Source organism: Clostridium sp. AF15-41, assembly GCF_003604095.1.
Lineage (GTDB): Bacteria > Bacillota > Clostridia > Lachnospirales > Lachnospiraceae > Coprococcus.
On record NZ_QTMQ01000009.1, the window covers coordinates 60,687 to 80,291 of the forward strand.

At 41.2% G+C, this 19,605-nt stretch carries 17 protein-coding genes and 1 tRNA gene; 1 reads left to right on the forward strand and 17 read right to left on the reverse strand.

Annotated elements, in window-relative coordinates:
* Positions 1-55: 55 nt before the first annotated feature.
* From DWW43_RS07820 to DWW43_RS07890, 15 genes are all read right to left on the reverse strand, one after another.
* Positions 56-658, reverse strand: coding sequence for a sigma-70 family RNA polymerase sigma factor (locus tag DWW43_RS07820; protein WP_119963229.1), 603 nt, complete (start codon positions 656-658; stop codon positions 56-58).
* A gap of 15 nt (positions 659-673) precedes the next feature.
* Positions 674-1,429, reverse strand: coding sequence for a 23S rRNA (guanosine(2251)-2'-O)-methyltransferase RlmB (rlmB, locus tag DWW43_RS07825; protein ID WP_008401609.1), 756 nt, complete (start codon positions 1,427-1,429; stop codon positions 674-676).
* Between the two features lie 15 nt (positions 1,430-1,444).
* On the reverse strand, positions 1,445-1,903 hold the full coding sequence (locus DWW43_RS07830; protein WP_008401608.1) for a ribonuclease III domain-containing protein: 459 nt from the start codon (positions 1,901-1,903) through the stop codon (positions 1,445-1,447).
* Positions 1,888-3,294 (reverse strand): cysteine--tRNA ligase, encoded by a 1,407-nt coding sequence (gene cysS / locus DWW43_RS07835; RefSeq protein WP_008401607.1) that lies wholly within the window; start codon positions 3,292-3,294, stop codon positions 1,888-1,890. The genes DWW43_RS07830 and cysS overlap by 16 nt, the downstream gene beginning before the upstream one ends.
* Before the next feature lie 125 nt (positions 3,295-3,419).
* Positions 3,420-3,491: transfer RNA gene (locus DWW43_RS07840), tRNA-Glu, on the reverse strand.
* Between the two features lie 426 nt (positions 3,492-3,917).
* Complete coding sequence (locus tag DWW43_RS07845; protein ID WP_119963230.1) at positions 3,918-8,462, reverse strand: PolC-type DNA polymerase III; 4,545 nt, start codon at positions 8,460-8,462, stop codon at positions 3,918-3,920.
* A gap of 3 nt (positions 8,463-8,465) precedes the next feature.
* Positions 8,466-9,524, reverse strand: coding sequence for a flavodoxin-dependent (E)-4-hydroxy-3-methylbut-2-enyl-diphosphate synthase (gene ispG / locus DWW43_RS07850; protein ID WP_008401604.1), 1,059 nt, complete (start codon positions 9,522-9,524; stop codon positions 8,466-8,468).
* 27 nt (positions 9,525-9,551) lie between these two features.
* Positions 9,552-10,649 carry a M50 family metallopeptidase gene (locus tag DWW43_RS07855; protein ID WP_008401603.1) on the reverse strand — a complete coding sequence of 366 codons (1,098 nt, stop codon included), beginning with the start codon at positions 10,647-10,649 and terminating at the stop codon, positions 9,552-9,554.
* Positions 10,650-10,652: 3 nt separating this feature from the next.
* On the reverse strand, positions 10,653-11,795 hold the full coding sequence (dxr, locus tag DWW43_RS07860) for a 1-deoxy-D-xylulose-5-phosphate reductoisomerase (RefSeq protein WP_008401602.1): 1,143 nt from the start codon (positions 11,793-11,795) through the stop codon (positions 10,653-10,655).
* A 140-nt stretch (positions 11,796-11,935) separates the two neighbouring features.
* On the reverse strand, positions 11,936-12,733 hold the full coding sequence (locus tag DWW43_RS07865; RefSeq protein ID WP_008401601.1) for a phosphatidate cytidylyltransferase: 798 nt from the start codon (positions 12,731-12,733) through the stop codon (positions 11,936-11,938).
* Positions 12,734-12,745: 12 nt separating this feature from the next.
* Positions 12,746-13,474 carry an isoprenyl transferase gene (locus DWW43_RS07870; protein WP_008401600.1) on the reverse strand — a complete coding sequence of 243 codons (729 nt, stop codon included), beginning with the start codon at positions 13,472-13,474 and terminating at the stop codon, positions 12,746-12,748.
* Positions 13,475-13,486: 12 nt separating this feature from the next.
* Complete coding sequence (gene frr / locus DWW43_RS07875) at positions 13,487-14,032, reverse strand: ribosome recycling factor (protein WP_008401599.1); 546 nt, start codon at positions 14,030-14,032, stop codon at positions 13,487-13,489.
* Between the two features lie 21 nt (positions 14,033-14,053).
* Complete coding sequence (gene pyrH / locus DWW43_RS07880; RefSeq protein ID WP_207666007.1) at positions 14,054-14,755, reverse strand: UMP kinase; 702 nt, start codon at positions 14,753-14,755, stop codon at positions 14,054-14,056.
* A 193-nt stretch (positions 14,756-14,948) separates the two neighbouring features.
* Positions 14,949-16,181 carry an LCP family protein gene (locus tag DWW43_RS07885; RefSeq protein WP_119963231.1) on the reverse strand — a complete coding sequence of 411 codons (1,233 nt, stop codon included), beginning with the start codon at positions 16,179-16,181 and terminating at the stop codon, positions 14,949-14,951.
* A gap of 137 nt (positions 16,182-16,318) precedes the next feature.
* Positions 16,319-17,128, reverse strand: coding sequence for a Cof-type HAD-IIB family hydrolase (locus DWW43_RS07890; RefSeq protein WP_243104435.1), 810 nt, complete (start codon positions 17,126-17,128; stop codon positions 16,319-16,321).
* A 185-nt stretch (positions 17,129-17,313) separates the two neighbouring features.
* Here DWW43_RS07890 and DWW43_RS07895 point away from each other — a divergent pair, with 185 nt between their 5' ends.
* Entirely contained in the window at positions 17,314-17,715 is a 402-nt protein-coding gene (locus DWW43_RS07895) for a 23S rRNA (pseudouridine(1915)-N(3))-methyltransferase RlmH (protein WP_119963233.1), read from the forward strand.
* On the opposite strand, the gene DWW43_RS07900 is transcribed toward DWW43_RS07895, so the two are convergent.
* A complete protein-coding gene (locus tag DWW43_RS07900; protein WP_008401593.1) occupies positions 17,699-18,154 on the reverse strand; it encodes a 23S rRNA (pseudouridine(1915)-N(3))-methyltransferase RlmH in 456 nt (151 codons plus the stop codon). The two genes, DWW43_RS07895 and DWW43_RS07900, sit on opposite strands and share 17 nt — an antisense overlap.
* Positions 18,151-19,575: a hypothetical protein gene (locus DWW43_RS07905; RefSeq protein WP_119963234.1), complete on the reverse strand. Its 1,425-nt coding sequence runs from the start codon at positions 19,573-19,575 to the stop codon at positions 18,151-18,153. Before DWW43_RS07905 ends, DWW43_RS07900 begins: the two co-directional genes overlap by 4 nt.
* Between the last annotated feature and the right edge of the window lie 30 nt (positions 19,576-19,605).

Below are 19,605 nucleotides of genomic sequence, written 5' to 3' on the forward strand. Positions count from 1 at the left end.
CTATCGAATTATTCTTTGCAATTTCCAGACCTGACCCTGTTTATTAAATATATATTTAATCCTGTTCTATATCCCGTAATTTCTTTCGTATTCGCTGGATCGCATTATCGATAGATTTATACGGCTTGCCAAATGCTTCCGCTAGCTCATCATAGCTTTTTCCGGCAAGATATCCTTCTAACACCTGTCTTTCAAATTTGCTGAGTTTTTTATCAATCGCTTCCGCAAGCTTCTGGGATTTCAACTGCCCAAGCATCTGATTCTCCGGTTCAAATGCTTGGTCTGCCTGCAGCTCATCCACAAGCGCAACATCATCGTCATTTTCCGTATAAAATGATACATAATAATTAAGCGGAGAATGCTTCTTCCTATTCGACAGCTTCACCGCAGTGATCAACTGCCGCTTGATACACAGATTTGCAAATGTAGAAAAAGATGCCCCTTTGCTTCCGTCAAAGCTTCGGATAGCTTTAATGAGCCCTATCATTCCTTCCTGAATGATGTCCTCATTTTCTGCACCGATAATATACAGGGCACGGCTCTCTTTCTTTACGATTTCCATATACTTTTTGATCAGATATTCAAAAGCGGCATTATCATTTTCTTCCCGGATCAACCGGATATTTTCTTCATCGGTATTTGTTTCATACACACCCACAACGCTGGTACTCCCCTATTTCACACCCATCCTCTGACGGACAACCTCATATCCCAATACTCCGGCCGCAACCGAAGCATTTAATGAATCGATATCTCCACTCATTGGTATGGATACAACATAATCACATTTTTCTTTTACCAGACGACTGACACCTGTACCCTCATTTCCGATCACAAGTCCCATCGGTCCGGTCAGATTGCAGCGGTACATCAGTTCTCCATCCATATCGGCACAGGCAAACCACATACCACGTTTTTTCAATTCATCAATCGTCTTCGCCAGATTTGTTACCTTAACCACCGGAGTATATGCGATTGCACCGGCAGAAGCCTTAACAACTGTTGCTGTAATTCCGACCGCTCTTCGTTTCGGAATAATAACGCCATGTGCACCGCACAGATTCGCTGTACGAACGATCGCGCCAAGATTATGAGGATCTTCAATCTCATCCAAAATAAAGATAAATGGCGGCTGTCCTTTTTCCTCAGCCTTTGCAAAAATCTCATCGATTGCTGAATATTCATAGGCTGCCACATGAGCGATCACACCCTGATGTTTCCCGGTCGAAGACATCTGGTTCAGCTTCTCTTTCGAAACATAATTAATAATCGTCTCCTGCTTCTTTGCTTCACGCACGATTGAATTGATACTGCCATCATGACAGCCATCCTGCAGATATAACTTGTCAACTGTTTTACCGGAACGAAATGCTTCCATAACTGCATTTCTACCCTCTATCTCAAACTTTTCATTTCTATTTTCTTCCATGCTTATGCTCCATTTCTAATCCACATCATCAGATTGTAAATGCTCAATCAGTTGTTTTGATTCCAGGCAGTCTCTTGTCAACTCAAATAAACGGTCATATTCTTTATTCAGATAAAGATAGCCGATCAGTGCTTCAAAACCGGTAGCTTTCCTGTACTGTCCTACCGATGCATTCTTTGCCTTGGAATGTGTCTTTGTATTCCTTCCACGCTTATATATCGCCATTTCCTGCTCGGTCAGTTTCTCTTCCAACAGATCGATATAACCTGCCTGTGACTCTGCATTTACGATATGAATAGCTTCTTTATGATATTTGAATGCCTGCTTGTTATCCTTTGATACCAGAACGGTCTTTACTAAAAGGTCAAATACACTGTCCCCTATATAAGCAAGCGCCAGCCCGGAATATTCTGCCGGATTGGAATCTTCTACACCTAATATCGCAGTAAAATACTGATCTAAGCTCTTTTCCATTTTACTCCTTCTCTTGTATCCTCAAGAATAATGCCCTTATCACTGAGCATGTTACGGATCTCATCTGCTCTTGCAAAATTCTTTGCTTTTCTTGCTTCCTGACGTTCATTGATCAAAGCCTCGATATCAGAATCTAACAGTTCTTCTTCCCGCTCTGTAATGATACCGAGAATATCACACAGCTTCTCAATCGTCCGGATTGCCAGATCTACTGTTTTCTTTGGTGTATCATTTGAAATATTGATATTTGTATATTTTACTAATTCAAAGATAACTGAGATCGCATCTGCTGTATTCAGATCATCGTCCATAGCTGTTTCAAATCGTTTTGTATATCCATCTAATTCTGCCTCGACAGAAACATCGGAACCCTCCACATCTGCCGGCGCAAGTGACTTTAACTTGTCAACAGCAGTCAAGATACGTTCCAGACCATTCTTGGATGCCTCTACCAGATCAGCCGAGAAGTTCAATGGACTTCTGTAGTGAGCAGACAGCATAAAGAAACGAATAACCTGAAGTGGATATTTGTCTGCGATCTCTCTAACTGTAAAGAAGTTGCCAAGTGACTTGGACATCTTCTCGTTGTTGATCTTTAAGAAACCGTTATGCATCCAATATCTTGCAAATTCCTTATCATTTGCTGCTTCACTCTGTGCGATCTCATTTTCGTGGTGTGGGAAGATCAGATCCTCACCACCTGCATGGATATCAATGATATCACCGATATATTTCTTAGACATAACAGAACATTCCAGATGCCAGCCTGGTCTTCCTTCACCCCATGGTGACTCCCAGAACGGTTCCCCCTCTTTCTTTGGCTTCCAGAGAACGAAATCCAGTGGATCTTCCTTCTCATCCTGACCGGAAACCTTAAGCTGATGGTTCTCTGCTCTGTGTCCGGATTCCAGATCATCAATATTCTTATGGGATAATTTACCATAGTCTGCAAAGCTTCTGGTACGGAAATATACAGTGCCATTTACTTCATATGCATGTCCTTTTTCAATCAGTGTCTTGATCATCTCGATCATATCCGGTATCTCTTCGGTAGCCTTTGGATGTGTCGTAGCTTCCTGTACATTCATCGCTGCCATATCCTTCTTTGTCTCTGCAATGAAACGCTCAGAGATCACCTTAGAATCAACACCTTCTTCATTTGCACGTTTGATGATCTTATCATCAACATCTGTAAAATTGGATACATAATTTACATCGTATCCCTTATATGTGAGATACCGTCTCAATGTGTCAAATACGATCATTGGTCTTGCGTTTCCGATGTGGATATAATCATATACGGTAGGTCCGCAGACATAGATTCCTACTTTACCTTCATTGATCGGTACAAATTCTTCTTTTGTTCTTGTAAGAGTATTAAAAATCTTCATGGGAATCCTCCAATAAATATAGTTTTTATTTTCGCCTGTCTTTCATTCGAAGCAGTTTTATCATGCACTATAGATTACGCATAAAAAAGAAAAAACCTGGAAAAAACTTCCAGGTTATCAAATAGCAGTTCATAGGGGAATCGAACCCCTGTTTTCGCCGTGAGAGGGCGACGTCTTAACCGCTTGACCAATGAACCATATATCTTAGCGACTTGTTTAATATACCAGAAGCTACGATAAAATGCAAGCTTTTTTTTCAGTAAATTTACATTTTTTTATACTGACCATATTTTAGCTTGTAATAAGGGCATTGTCAATCAAATACGCAAGTGTTTTGCGTAATGAAAGGGATACAGGGTTGTTGCATAGATCTTCCTTATATCTAAATACACCTTAGCATATTTTTGCATTAATTTTATCATAGACAGAAACAATACCTTTTATCTGCCAAGTCCTGATTCTGTATTCTTTCATGCAGCAAACCTTTTTTCACGTCGGTACTTGGCAAACTGCTGTAAGCAGTGAGCTTAGTACCGCTACGTGAAAAACAGAACGCAAGTGTTTTGCGTAATGAAAGGAATACAGTGTCAGGGCTTACAGAATAAAGGTATTGTTTCGTCCGTTTATACAAAGTCAAAGGTAAGCTGGTTGGTATCCGGCATACCGTCTAAGATGCCAAGCTCTGACAGCTTGTCGATCGCACTCTTTCCAATCTTAGAATGAGCCTGCAGATCTTCCTTTGAGATAAACCTGCCTTTGCAGGCTGCATCCTTCAACTGCTTTGCAGCTTTCTCTCCCATTCCTTCAATGGAAGCCAGTGACGGCATGATCTTACCGTCTATTACCTGAAAACGGATATCATCCGCCACATAGATATCGATCGGCATGAACTCAAAACCTCTCGCATACATCTCAAGAACCAGCTTCAGATCCTTTAACTTATCTTCATCCTTTGCGGTTCGTTTATTCTTATCAATACTCTGTATCATATTGATATGATACAGTACCTTTTCTTTTCCAAAGCACATCATCTCGTAACTGAAGGCTGATGCACGGATACTGAAAAACGCTGCATAATACTGAAGCGGATAATTCACCTTAAAATATGCAATTCTCCACGCCATCATAACGTAAGCCGCCGCATGGGCTTTCGGGAACATGTATTTGATCTTCTGGCACGACCAGATATACCAGTCCGGTACACCATGTGCCTTCATATCCTCTTTCCATTCTTCCCATTTTGCACATTTGCCTTTAGCTACGTTACCTTTTCGGACATTCTCCATGATCTGGAACGCTGTACCGGATTCCAGGCCCATATGGATCAGATATACCATGATATCATCTCGACAACAGATTGCGGTCGAGATCGTACACTGACCGGATTTGATCAGCTCCTGTGCATTTCCAAGCCATACATCCGTACCATGCGCCAGACCTGCGATTCGCACCAGATCCGAGAAGTTCTGTGGATTTGCATCAATTAACATCTGCATGGCGAAATCCGTACCGAACTCCGGCACACCCAGACTGCCAAGCGGAATGCCATTGATATCCTCCGGTGTAATATGAAGACTTTCTGTTCCATGGAACAACGCCATAACATCAGGATCATCTAACCGGATCGTGGTTGCATCAAGACCGGTCAGATCCTCCAGTCTTCGGATCATCGTAGGATCATCATGACCGAGAATATCAAGCTTCAACAGGTTATGATCGATCGAATGGTACTCGAAATGAGATGTTACGACATCCGTCGTCATATCATTTGCCGGCTTCTGGATTGGTGTGAAGGAATAGATCTCCTCATGCCTTGGAAGAACGATCATACCACCCGGATGCTGTCCGGTCGAACGCTTAACGCCGGTACAGCCGATTGCCAGACGTTCCATCTCACAGCTTCGTTTCGTGACGATAGCCTTTTCATCGACATATTTCTCGATCTCCTTCTGGGTCAGATCTCCCATTGCCGTAGCTTCTGCTCTCGCTTCATCCTTTGCAAGATCTTTGAAGTAATTATATACATAACCATACGCTGTCTTATCTGCTACCGTTGTTACAGTTCCTGCACGGAATGCCTTACCCTTACCGAATAATACTTCTGTGTAAGCATGTGCACATGACTGATATTCACCGGAGAAGTTCAGATCGATATCCGGCTCCTTATCTCCTTTGAATCCAAGGAAGGTTTCAAACGGAATATCGTGTCCCTCTTTGATCAGTGGATGACCGCATCGAGGGCAGTCACGATCCGGCATATCACATCCCGACATACCGGAATATGATTTTACAAGCTCGGAATCAAAATCAACAAAATGACACTCCGGACAAATATAATGTGCCGACAACGGATTTACCTCTGTGATACCTGCCATCGTTGCTACGAAGGAAGAACCTACAGATCCTCTGGAACCAACCAGATAGCCATGATCGTTGGAATCCCACACAAGCTTCTGTGCAATGATATACATAACGGCAAATCCATTTGATATAATGGAATGTAACTCACGTTCCAGTCGTTCTACAACGACCTCCGGCAGATCCGGTCCATAGATCTTATGAGCCTTTTCATAACAGATATTCGTAAGTGTCTCATCTGAATTCTCGATGATAGGCGGTGCTTTATCCGGTCGAACCGGGTCCATATATTCCACCATATCCGCGATCAGATTTGTATTCGTGATAACAACCTCTCTGGCTTTCTCACTTCCCAGATATTCGAATTCCGCCAACATTTCTTCCGTCGTTCTGAAATAAAGCGGAGGCTGATTAACTGCATCCTCAAAACCTTTACTTTTCATGATGATCGCACGATAGATACTGTCTTCCGGATCAAGGAAATGGACATCACAGGTTGCAACAACCGGCTTATTAAATAATCGTCCAAGCTCCACGATACGCTTATTATAATTCTGAAGATCCTCGATCGTACAAGGATTCTCCTTCTTTCTGGTCATAAACTCGTTATTTCCGATCGGCTGTATCTCCAGATAATCAAAGAAATTAACAAGTCTTGCAATTTCTTCATCCGGTGCATCATCTACGACCGCACGGAACAGCTCACCTGCTTCACAGGCAGAACCTAAGATCAGTCCTTCTCTGTATTTATTGATCATGCTCATAGGCATACGCGGTCTGCGGTTGAAGTATCTGACATGCGCTTCAGAAATCAGACGATACAGATTCACACGGCCGATCTCATTTTTTGCCAGAATGATGCCATGATATGTTCTGCCTTTTTTGATCGTATCATCCGATGCAGAACCTAATTCATTTACATCCTCCACCGTCTTTACGCCACGTTCCACTAACATCTCATATAATTTTACGAAAATTTTTGCGGTTGCATTTGCATCATCAACAGCACGGTGATGATGTTCATTTTTTACATTTAACGCCTTACAGACACGATCCAGTGTAAACTTACCAAGCTCCGGCAATAACACATGGCTGAGTGTCATGGTATCCATGATCGTATTATCGAATTTCATTCCAAGATCTTTGGCATTTTTCTTGATGAATCCGGTATCAAATGCTGCATTATGTGCAACAACGATATCATCACCACAGAATTCCAAAAACTTCGGCAGGATCACGTCGACGGTCGGTGCATGCATAACCATCTCATCTGTAATGGAAGTCAACTGCTCTATACTATAAGGGATCGGTTCTTCCGGATTGATAAATTCCGAGAAACGATCGATCTCCTCTCCATCTTTTACCTTTACAGCTCCGATCTCTATGATCTTATTCTTCTTCTGACTAAGACCGGTCGTCTCGATATCGAATACGATATATTCTGTATTCAAATCCTGTCCTTTGGGATTGATAACCAGATTCTTCAGGTCATCGACAAAATATCCCTCACAGCCAAAGATCAGTTTAAAGCCATCCTTCATACCCTTTGCATGTGCTGCAATCGGGAACGCCTGTGCAACGCCGTGATCCGTGATTGCAATCGCCGGGTGTCCCCAGTCATTTGCACGTTTCACGATCTTCTCGATATCAACAACACTGTCCATCTCGCTCATAACCGTATGCATATGTAATTCCACACGTTTTTCAAGTGATGTGTCAACTCTTGGCACACGGAAATCCGGTATATGCTTGATACCACGCACAGATGCAATATTTAACTCCTTGGAAAAAGTATCGTATAACGGCACACCCTTTAACCGATAGAAGCTTCCTTCTTTTAACTCATCCTTATAAACCGGCACATCATCCTCTGATGCAAATATCTTAAATGCGATCGTATCTTCAAAATCCGTAATATTGCAGATGAATAAAGTCTTACCATTTCGGAGAACCTTTTCTTCCATCTTGATCAACTGGCCATGAATACAGACTTCACCGATACCATCTACTAATGTAGAAATCTTTACCAGTTCCCCTTCGCAGTCTCTGCCATAGAATACATCCGGATCATTCGAGGTATATTTCTTTCTTCTGGCGGCAAATGTCTCCTTCGACTTTTCCTCCTGTGCAGGTGCTTTCTTTTCAGCCGGAGCATCCTTCTTGCCTTCTCCGACCAGCTTCTTTTTATCTACTGATTTACCATCCAAGGTCAAATCCGCATCCTCATGTACATTACTTAAGATTGCCTCAATCTCAAGCTTCATCTTCTGTTCATTTGCACGGCGGAGCATCTCTTTATCAGATTCCGTATAATCAAAACCGACCTTGATATCCATACCGAACCGTTTTTTATAGGTCTCCTCCAGATATTTTTTGATCCCGATCGAATGGCTCTTTGACAGCTTACTGTCCTCCATCGCAAGCGTGATAATATCATCTGCATAATACCATTCTGCCCGCTTTAATAAACGATATCCAACATGACTGATCTTCTCGACATCATACAAGATACTGTCCTTATATACCTCTGTTAAGGTTCTGGTATTGTACTGGGAAGACAGCTCATAATGGTCATCAATGATGACCTTATAACCACGTCCACGAAATAAATGTCCGCAAATGATATCTTCCACCTGTACAATCTTCGGACGGCTGATCAGATGCTTCGACAGAAGGCTGATAATAAGCCGTCGTTCTGCCTGCTTCATTACTACCTTTTCGATCATCGTATCCTCAAACAGGGAAGACATCTCTTTATCCATATTCAGTTCAGGAAATACTTCAAAAAATAATTTTGCTTCTACCGGCACGTTCTATTCACTCCAGTTATCTAACTCGTACTTTAATGTTGATAATATATCTTTCTCGTCGATCTTCTTTATGATCTGTCCTTTTTTGATCAGGATACCGCAGCCTTTTCCGCCCGCAATTCCAAGATCTGCTTCCTTTGCTTCGCCCGGTCCGTTTACAACACAGCCCATAACAGCAACCTTGATATTCAGATGATCATAATCGGCAACCAGCTTTTCTACCTGTTCTGCCAGTCCGATCAGATCAATCTCCGTTCTTCCACAGGTCGGGCAGGACACAAGTTCGATTCCTCCTGTACGGAGTCCAAGCGTCTTTAAGATCATCTTTGCTGTCATGATCTCATTGACCGGATCCCCTGTTAAGGATACACGGATCGTATCTCCGATTCCCTCATGCAGGATAATACCAAGTCCTACAGAGGATTTGATATTACCGCTCATAACCGTACCGGATTCCGTGATACCCACATGCAGCGGATAATTCGTCTGATCTGCGATCAGCTCATGTGCTTTTACACACATCATAACATCGGAAGATTTAATACTGATGACCATATTGTCATATCCGCAGTCTTCGATCATATGAACCTTATCCAACGCACTCTCAACGATTCCTTCCGCTGTCACGCCATGGTATTTTTCAACTAATTCTTTTTCAAGGGAACCGCTGTTTACACCGACACGGATCGGTATATTCCGTTCCTTACATACCGCTACTACCTGTGCCAGCTTATCCTTACCACCGATATTACCCGGATTGATACGGATCTTATCTGCTCCCGCCTCAGCCGCTGCGATCGCCAGACGGTAATCAAAATGAATGTCTGCAACCAGCGGAATATGGATCTGTTTCTTGATCGCAGGGATCGCTGCCGCTGCCGCATCATCATTTACGGTGCTTCTGATGATGTCACAGCCTGCCTTTTCAAGTTTTAAGATCTGTGCAACTGTAGCATCTATATCACTGGTTTTTGTATTTGTCATCGACTGGATCAGGATCGGATTCCCACCACCGATCACCCGGTCTCCTATCTTTATAACTTTTGTATGATCTCTGTACATATTAACTCCTGTTTAACTCCTATTCATCTAATGAAAGAATACATTCTTGATATCGTTAAATAATATCACAACCATCAACAGCATAACCAGAACAAATCCGATCAGCGTCACGATATTCTCCTTATCCTTCGGAACCTTCTTTCTCGTTACTGCTTCAATTAACAGGAAGATAAATCGTCCTCCATCCAAGCCCGGTATCGGCAGCAGGTTCATAACGCCAAGGTTTGCCGACAGCAGTACGATATAATTCATCCAGTTTAAGAACAGATCGAGCACACTGCTCTTTGCTGCCTCATTGAAGGTATCGTTCATGTTCTTCGCTACTCCGACCGGACCGGATACTTCATCCGAACTTACCTGACGGGTAACGATCAGCTTCAGACTTAAGAAGGTTGCTTTTACCCAGTATCTGGTCTCATAAGCAGAATATTTACAAAGCTCTCCAAAGTTCTTCGGGAGCTGATAACCGACACTCATTATTCCGATCTTATAGCCATCCGGTGTCTTTGCCGGATATACCGTCGTATCATAGACCGTTCCGTCTTCTTTCTCAAGTGTCAGATCGATCGGTGAACCATCTCCATAAATCTGAAGGTAGATCTGTAACTCACGGAAATTCTTAACCGTGCTTCCCTCGATTTTCAATACCCGGTCGCCATCTGATATCCCGGCTTCTTCCGCCGGATATACACCATTAAAATATTCCTCGGCATTTTTGATCTGGTATTTTTCAATATTATCTTTATTGTATACTGCTCCTATGATCGCAGGATCACTTCCACAGAAATGAATAATCACCATGGAAAATAAAAATGCGATCACGAAGTTCATGGCAGGGCCTGCAAGTACAACCGCCATTCTTGCCCAGATGGATTTCTTCTCAAAGGAATTCTCATCATTTTCGTTTTCTTCATCATCTTCGCTGAGCATCATACAATAGCCGCCAAGCGGAATCAGCCGCAGCGTATACTGTGTTTCTTTCTTATGAAACTGAAATAGCTTCGGTCCGAATCCCATCGAAAACTCTTTTACTGTGATATGATTGATCTTTGCTACGATAAAATGTCCCAGCTCATGAAAGAAAATGATGACACCAAAGACTAGTATGATTAATATGATATTCAAAAACTAACACCCACTTTCAATAAATTCATATACTTCCTGCTCGGTTGCAAGAATCTCATCTATATCAGGATTTTCAATCAAATTATGATGATCCATGGATGCACGGATGATATCATAGATATCAAGAAAATCGATTTTTCTGTCTAAGAACTGCTTTACTGCATATTCATTTGCCGCATTGAATACTGTAGGCATCGAACCGCCGATCCCGATTGCCTCATATGCATATCGTAACCCAAGAAAGGTATCCATATCCGGTGTCTCGATCACAATCGATGAAAGCTTCGTAAAGTCAAGACGATCTCCTGGCATGTATCTTCGTTCCGGATAGAACAGCGCATACTGGATCGGCAGCTTCATATCCGGCGTACCGAGCTGTGCGATCACTGCTCCATCTTTATATTCTACCATAGAATGAATGATACTCTGCGGCTGGATCACAACCTGAATATTTTCTGGGGCTACATCAAATAACCATTTTGCTTCAATAACTTCCAGCCCTTTATTTACCATCGTTGCTGAATCAATGGTGATTTTTCTTCCCATGCTCCAGTTTGGATGCTTTAATGCGTCCTCTAATTTCACATGCTTTAAAAACTCTCTGCTCTTGCCACGAAATGGTCCACCGGATGCTGTCAACAGAATTTTTTCAATGGAATCATGTGTATTTCCCTGCAATGACTGGAAGATTGCCGAATGTTCACTGTCAACCGGAAGGATTGATACTCCTTTTTCCTTTGCAAGCGGCATAATGATATGTCCCGCTGTAACCAGAGTTTCTTTATTTGCAAGGGCAATATCTTTTCCCGCTTTAATCGCTGCCACAGTCGGGCGGATACCGATCATTCCTACAATAGCGGTAACTAATATATCCGATGTCTTGTATTCTGCAATCTCGATCAGCCCATCCATGCCTGATACGACACGGATATCCATATCCTTCAGACGATCTTTTAATTCATCTGCCAGCTTCTCATCCCACAGACCAACGATCTCCGGTCGGAACTCTCTCGCCTGCTTCTCTAATAAGTCTATGTTTCTTCCTGCTGATAAAGCACAGATTTTTATATCCTGATTCCATCTTGCGATCTCAAGTGTCTGTGTTCCTATAGATCCTGTGGATCCAATGATAGCTACATGTTTCATATTTGTTCTCCTTTACCCATTTCAAACATCTGTATCTAACATTTTTATCTGTCTGCACTATTTCCAATGCGACATAAAGGAAAAGCAGCGTAATTATGAGCACAGTTCATCTGTACGCTCTCCCACACTGCTTTTTCTGATTACAACAAATATAATATAAGATAATACATAATTGGTGCTGTAAATATAATACTGTCAAACCGGTCAAGGATTCCGCCATGTCCCGGTATCAGCTTGCCATAATCTTTGATATCATTATTTCTCTTGATTGCAGAAGCCGCCAGATCCCCGATAACTGCAGGCAACGCACATACAGCTCCGATCAATGCAAATATCCATACAGAATGTGCAACCTGCATGAAATGATTATAAATCAAACCAAATACAACACCTAATATTCCTGCTCCAACGATTCCGCCGATCAGGCCCTCGATACTCTTCTTCGGGCTTAAGATCGGTGACATCTTGTGCTTACCGATCGCACGTCCGACCAGATAGGCACAGGTATCATTACCCCAGGAGCTGACAAAGATCAGCAGAACAAGAATCAGTCCATGTTTCATATCTCGTATGAGATACACATACGACAACATTACACCTACATATACAAATGCAAAAAATGCCGCCATGATCTCTTTATCTTTGTAATTCGGATATGTGAGCACATAGATTGCAAGGATGACCAGCATATAGACCGCGATCAGCGGTAATATAAACTGATGCAGGTCAAAATACAACAATGCATAATAAAAAACCGTTGCACCGTAAGCTGCATATCCAAGTCCTTTCTTGTTCAGCCCATATATACGAAGTAACTCCATCACACCGATCAGCGAAACCGCACACATTACCAGACATGTAAGTGCTCCGCCAAAATAAAGTGTGATTGCTGCAATGATCACCAGGATCACTGCACTGATTGCCCGTTGTTTAAACATATTATTTCCTCTTTATTTTACCCCGCCATACCGACGGTCTCTATGACTGTAATACCGGCATGCATTGACCAGCTCGTCCATATCAAAGTCCGGCCATAACACATCCGTAAAATAAAATTCCGAATATGCGATCTGCCATGGAAGAAAATTCGATGTCCGAAGCTCTCCGCTGGTACGAATCAACAGATCCGGATCCGTCAGTTCCTTTGTATCAAGGTAGGAACTGACTGTATCCTCTGTAACCGCATCCGGTGATAGCTTTCCAGCCATACAGTCGGATGCAATCTGTCTGACCGCTCTTGTGATCTCATCCCGTCCGCCATAGTTAATCGCTACAGAAAACTGAAGTCCTGTATTATTTGCTGTAGCTTTCTCCAGATTATACATCTTCTCCACGATATCCTCCGGAAGATCCTCGCGCTTACCGATGATCCTTACACGCATGTTATTCCGATTGGATCGCTCGATGCTGTCAACCAGATACTTGCGGAAAATATTCATGATCGTAGATACTTCCTCTACTGAACGTTTCCAGTTCTCGGTAGAAAATGCGTATACAGTCAGGTATTTAATCCCAAGTTCATCTGCATTCTCGCATGTTCGCTCGATTGCCTTTGCGCCCTCTGAATGTCCATAGGTTCTTGGCATCAGTCGTTTCTTCGCCCATCTTCCGTTTCCATCCATGATGATCGCAACATGCTCAGGAATATTGATCATTTCTCCATTTATTTCTTTATTCATAATTACTCCAAATTAAACAGTTAAGATCTCTGTTGATTTCTTCTCAATAGCCTTATCGATCAGACCAACATACTTGTCTGTCATCTTCTGGATCTTATCCTCGTTTGTCTTTAATTCATCCTCTGAGATATCTCCGGCTTTCTCCATCTTCTTGATCGCATCGTTTGCATCTCTTCTGACATTACGGATAGCAACTTTTGCATTCTCACCTTTTTTCTTAATATCCTTAACGATCTCTTTTCTTCTTTCCTCTGTCAGTTCAGGGAAATTCAGGATGATGTTCTTACCGTCATTGTTTGGTGTCAGCCCAAGATCTGAATTCAGGATCGCCTTCTCGATTGCCTTTACCAGTGATGGCTCCCATGGTGCGATCATCAGCGTTCTTGCTTCCGGGACGGTGATATTTGCAAGCTGCTGCATCGGTGTCGGTACACCATAATATTCTACCTTGATCTTATTTAAAATGTTAGGGTTGGCACGTCCTGCACGGATCGTAGCATATTCCCCTTCCAGGTTTTCAACTGTCTTCGTCATTTTCTCTTCGTACTGTGTCAACATATCTTTGTTCCTCCTGTTTATTTATACGTTCACATATGTCCCTGTAAAGCCACCGGTAACGGCCTTTACAATACTGTCTTCACCATTTAAGCCGAATAACATCATCGGCATTTTGTTTTCCATTGCAAGAACTGCAGATGCAAGATCAATAACTCCAAGCTTATTATCAACAATGTCTTTCATCTGCATGCTGTCATATTTCTTTGCATTTGGATTTGCCTTAGGATCACTGTCATATACGCCGTCAATTGCTTTTGCAGATAAGACTACATCTGCCTTTACTTCAACCGCCATAAGAACAGTTGCCATATCTGTTGAGAAATACGGATGCCCGATTCCTCCGGCAAAGAAAACAACTTCTCCCTGCTCCATATATTCTACAGCTTTATCACGGTTGAACAGCTCTGTCATTGTTCCGCATGCAAATGGGGTCATGATATGTGATTTGATTCCAAATACACGAAAAGCATCTGCGGTATAAATACAGTTCATAACAGTTGCAAGCATGCCGATTGAATCTGCTTTTACACGATCCATATTTTCTGAGGTTCTGCCGCGCCAGAAATTACCACCACCGATTACTACACAAAGCTGGATTCCTTTATCCAGGATCTTCTTCACCTGTCCGGCAACATCATATACAGTCTTTTCATCAAAGCCCTGCTTTTTTTCTCCGGCAAGTGCTTCTCCACTAAGTTTCAATAACACTCTGTTCATTTCCATAATTGTAACCTCTTATGTTTTCTCAAAATTTTTCTATCCTAGTATAGCACAATATAACTATATTTCAAACAGGAAGTTGGAAAGATTTTATTCAAATTATCGTAGCTCCGGATCTGTTCTCCATAACAAAAAGAACACCACAAAATCTGACTGGTTTCATGATGTTCTTTCGTTTCTGATATGTTTCTATATACTATTTATTAACAATTGAATCCGGATCATCTTCTACTGTAAACGTATCCAGATCGATCTGGTTATAATATCCTGTATCGTTGATGATATTTGCACTGATATTTTTAACTGTCTGGGATGGAACATAATCATAATCGTTAAACAGATATCTGTGAAGAACAACTACATTGTTCTCCAGATCTCCTGCTACAACCAGACTTCCCTTGCTTCCAAGTGTCGGTGTTGACCATGTAAATGGGAAACCGGTTGAAGATTTCAGTTTGTAATTGAAGCAGTTCGTTGCAAGATCCATGATCTCTTTCTTTGTAAGGCTGGAGCTGATATCATCTACAACTGCATTCAGACAGTCATTTAACTTGGAGATTCCGGCACTCTTTGCCTTTTCGATCATAAGGCTGATAACCTTTCTCTGTCTCCATGCTCTTGTGATATCTCCCTGGTCTGTACTTCGGATTCTTGCATATGCGGTAGCCTGAACACCATCGAGATGTACAACACCTGTCTCATATACATAAGAAGACTGGATGCCATTAACTCTCTGCTGTTCATCGATACACTGATTCAGCTTGTCAAGCTCGCTGGACTTCAATTCGATATCAAGGCCACCAAGTGCATCGATTGCTTCTGTAAGTGCCTTGAAATTTACAGTTACATAAGCTGTGATATTCAGGTCAAGATTCTTATTTAATGTATTGATTGCTTCCTTGGCACCGCCATATGCATATGCATGTGTTACTTTTTCATAACTCTGTGAGTCATTGGCAAGCTCTAAATACGTATCACGATATACGGAAGACATCTTGACTTCCTGTGTGTCATTATTGATGCTTACAATAATGATCGCATCAGAACGTGCTCCGTTCTCTACCATATCAATATCTCGGCTGTCAACACCAAACAATGCAATCGTCGTATATCCGGTCATCTTCTTTACTGTTTCTTCTGACAGGTCATCATTGGCCTTTACACCCTCTAACTTCTCGTAGTGCATCTTGCCAAGGGCAGAATTGATATAAGCATTTACAAATAATACAACTCCAAGGATGATCACAAGTACTTCTACGATCAATGCAATAATCCATGGTTTGTTTCTGCTTTTCTTCTTTCTCTTTTTTCTACCATTTCCGGAAGCGCTTCTTCTTACCGGTTCTCTGGCCGGTGATTTCTCGTAATGAACATCATCTGTATCATTATAATCGTCAAAATCTTCATCGCTAAAAATATTATCGCTCATTTTTATTCTCCTATGCATTTGTACATCTGATCTGTCACATCAAATCAGTTACTGTCAATTATTTACGAATAAACAAAGTGTATTCTACTACAAACATATTTCAAATTCAACCTGTTCATAAAAATATAACATTTACACTATAAATTTAAAATAAACTTCTCGATCACCGGAACCAGACCATCTTCTTCATTAGTAAGTGTGATATAATCCGCATGATCTTTTACGATCTGCTGTGCATTTCCCATTGCCACTCCGACTCCCGCATACTCTATCATGGTCAAGTCGTTAAATCCATCTCCGCATGCGATCAGATCCTTGACATCCATATCCAGATATTTCAAAAGCTTTTCAAGCGAAGTTGCCTTATGGACGTTCTTCGGCATGATCTCTACAAAGAACGGTTCGGAACGAAAAACTGTAACTTTATCTCCATATAGTGCATTTAATTCCTGTTCCACCTGTTCTGCAACAGTACTTTCCGCCGTCAGAAGACATTTGTTCAGCGGAAAATCAATATACTCTTTGAAATTGTCCACCTGATGTATCTCCATAAAATTCAATCTTGCTTCAAGACTCATATATTCGTCGATCGGCGTACCTGTGATAACTGTATCTCCTTCATAAGTAACCATTCCAATCTTCTTTTTCACACAATAATCATAGATTCTCCGTGCAATATCATTATCGACACATGCCTGATATACCACTTCTCCTGTCTTATAATCAACGATTCTTCCACCATTAAATGCAAGTACATAGCCTTCATATTTATCAAGCTTCAATGTATCAGCTATCTTTCTGATCCCGGGAAGCGGTCTGCCTGAAGCAATTGCTACTACATGTCCCTTCTTCTGTATCTCGATGATCTTATCAAGTGTCGGCTGTGTCACTTCTTTTTTTGAATTTGTAAGTGTGCCATCAATATCTAATGCAATAATCTTCTTCATCATTTTTCTCCATTATGTGTAATCAAATTGATAATATATATTAGATTTGCAGCTTTGTCCAGTAGTTTGCCGAAAAAAAAAAGAATCTCATACCGTAATTTTCTTTTCTTGTAAACTACCGCGTGATTGTATTATAATAACCAATCATAAATGCATCTTTTTTATTAAAATTGTGAGGAAATACCATGAATTACGAGCTTTTTGTTAATCAGAAAAAAATATCAGCCGGTACAAAAGACGCTGTTACGGAATATATAAAACGACTTTCCCCTTTCTGTAAGGTCACCGTCATTCCATGCAAAAAAACTCCGAAGCCTGTTCAGGATGCGTATAACATCCAGCTTCTTCCCGATAAGGCAGGCACTCAGACCATATCCTCCGAACAGTTTGCATCCAAGATCAACCGGATGAATGTAAACGGGTACTCTCACATCTGTTATTATATCGGTTTTCCGGCATCAGATGCTTATAATGAAAGCTTCTTTATTTCCAGTATGTCCATGTCCGATGAAGTAACTCTTATCGCATTTACAGAACAGTTATATCGTGCTTATACGATCAACAACCATATTACATATCACAAATAATCTGAAGCTGATCAAGCAACATGACACGCATTAACTGATGTGGAAATGTCATATTTGAATAACTAAGCTTAAAATCTGCCTTTCGAATCAGTTCATCTGACATCCCAAGTGAGCCTCCGATCAGAAATGTAACTGTCGTAATCCCTCTGTCTTCTGCCTGCCGTATCTTTTCTCTTAATAACTCTGTTGTACACTTCTTTCCATTAATGCACAACGCTATCACATATTCTGATTTTCCAATACTTTCCATGCATTTGTGGCTCTCTGTATCAACAATTTTCTTTTTTATCGTATCTGATGCATTTTGTGGTATTTTCTCATCTTCATGCTGTATGATCACAAGTTCATGTTTTCTGCCGATCTGTCTTTTATATGCATCGATCATATCAGTGTAATACGTCTCTTTTATTCTACCCACACACACTATTTTAAATGTCATTTCTGCTCCAATTTAATCTGTTCAAATAATTTATTCTCTGCTTCATCTGCCTTATGTGTAAACATACTTACAATAACCGTAACTGCCAGACTGATGATAAATGCTGCAACCCCGCTTCCTAGCTCTGTTGCATTTGCAAGTGTCTGATTCTCAAGGAGAGGAATAAATCTCCAGATCGTACAGACAGCAAGACCTGTAAAAAAACCCGAAATGATTCCTGCCTTACTGGTCTCTCTCCACAAAATCGGCAGTATACAGACTGCTGCTATCGCAGCTGAATAATCCCATGCAATATATAATATTTCCCGGTAATTATTCTGAATAATTATCGACATTACAGCAATAAATCCTGTAAAAAACAAAGCAGCCATCAAATCAATCCCGGTTATCAGAGTTTTTGACCGGATCTTTTTCTCGTATCCAACCATACCAAATAACAGATCAAACATCATTGTATAAATGCGTTCCAACAGACAGATCACGGCACATAAGAACAGTCCACCGGCTATATATCGGAAAAACAACGGATACTCCTCTTTATAACATAATGACGTAATATAGATATCAAGCAGTTTTCCCATTTCAATATCTTCACTGGCTTTTAACGGATACATGCTGACAACATTTAACAACGCCCATACACTAAGAATCACAACAGCTATACCTGTATATATTATGGAAAGAACACGTCCGCGATCCAGACTGCGTACATCTCTTGCTTCCATTGCTCCATGGAACAAAAATGGTAATCCCAGACACCCAAGTCCCATTCCAAGCATGGATATAATATGAGGAACCCCTATACCTCTTCCATCATAATACAAAATATTGAGATATGTACTTGTTCCACCCGACAAATGAACTTTACCGTAAGTATCCAGTATCTCAGCCGGCGTATTCACCGCAAACAGCCATATGACAAGTACAAGAAACATCACCACCATCAATGTATATATAATATTTCTTACAGTACTTCTTATCCTGCGACTTATAAAACACATAGAACATGCGCAAAATAATGAAACCACACATACAACCACGATCATATGTTGGTTTGTCGCACCGCTAAGATATTTTCCAATATAACTGAGAAGACCCATTGTGATCATTCCGGTCAGAATCAGCCAAACACACATGAACATCTCTTTTATAATAAAAGAAGAATATCTGGCGTACAGGAAATCACCCATATCAGAAATTTCTTTTCCTGAAATATCCCGATAAGAACGTAACCTTTTTACAAGAAAAAGGCAGGCAAAGGTTATCCCTGCAAACAGTCCTATATGAATAAAACAAACCCCTGCTCCATTTACAGTAATAACCGGTGGTAATAAGATTAACGCCCATAGCAGAACCTCGGCCATTGAATTATTTCCGGCAAGCTGCATTCCATTTAGATCATTCTGCTTTTTTCGTATCATTTTTTCTCTCCAAAATTTATATTCATTCCA

Coding starts and splice junctions, on each gene's coding strand:
- rlmB (WP_008401609.1), bottom strand. CDS start 1,429: ATGGAAGAAAATAGAAATGAAAAGTTTGAGATAGAGGGTAGAAATGCA.
- pyrH (WP_207666007.1), bottom strand. CDS start 14,755: ATGGAAATGAACAGAGTGTTATTGAAACTTAGTGGAGAAGCACTTGCC.
- DWW43_RS07905 (WP_119963234.1), bottom strand. CDS start 19,575: ATGATACGAAAAAAGCAGAATGATCTAAATGGAATGCAGCTTGCCGGA.
- DWW43_RS07870 (WP_008401600.1), bottom strand. CDS start 13,474: ATGAATAAAGAAATAAATGGAGAAATGATCAATATTCCTGAGCATGTT.
- cysS (WP_008401607.1), bottom strand. CDS start 3,294: ATGAAGATTTTTAATACTCTTACAAGAACAAAAGAAGAATTTGTACCG.
- DWW43_RS07865 (WP_008401601.1), bottom strand. CDS start 12,733: ATGTTTAAACAACGGGCAATCAGTGCAGTGATCCTGGTGATCATTGCA.
- DWW43_RS07900 (WP_008401593.1), bottom strand. CDS start 18,154: ATGACATTTAAAATAGTGTGTGTGGGTAGAATAAAAGAGACGTATTAC.
- frr (WP_008401599.1), bottom strand. CDS start 14,032: ATGTTGACACAGTACGAAGAGAAAATGACGAAGACAGTTGAAAACCTG.
- DWW43_RS07885 (WP_119963231.1), bottom strand. CDS start 16,181: ATGAGCGATAATATTTTTAGCGATGAAGATTTTGACGATTATAATGAT.
- DWW43_RS07890 (WP_243104435.1), bottom strand. CDS start 17,128: ATGAAGAAGATTATTGCATTAGATATTGATGGCACACTTACAAATTCA.
- DWW43_RS07895 (WP_119963233.1), top strand. CDS start 17,314: ATGAATTACGAGCTTTTTGTTAATCAGAAAAAAATATCAGCCGGTACA.
- dxr (WP_008401602.1), bottom strand. CDS start 11,795: ATGAAACATGTAGCTATCATTGGATCCACAGGATCTATAGGAACACAG.
- ispG (WP_008401604.1), bottom strand. CDS start 9,524: ATGTACAGAGATCATACAAAAGTTATAAAGATAGGAGACCGGGTGATC.
- DWW43_RS07830 (WP_008401608.1), bottom strand. CDS start 1,903: ATGGAAAAGAGCTTAGATCAGTATTTTACTGCGATATTAGGTGTAGAA.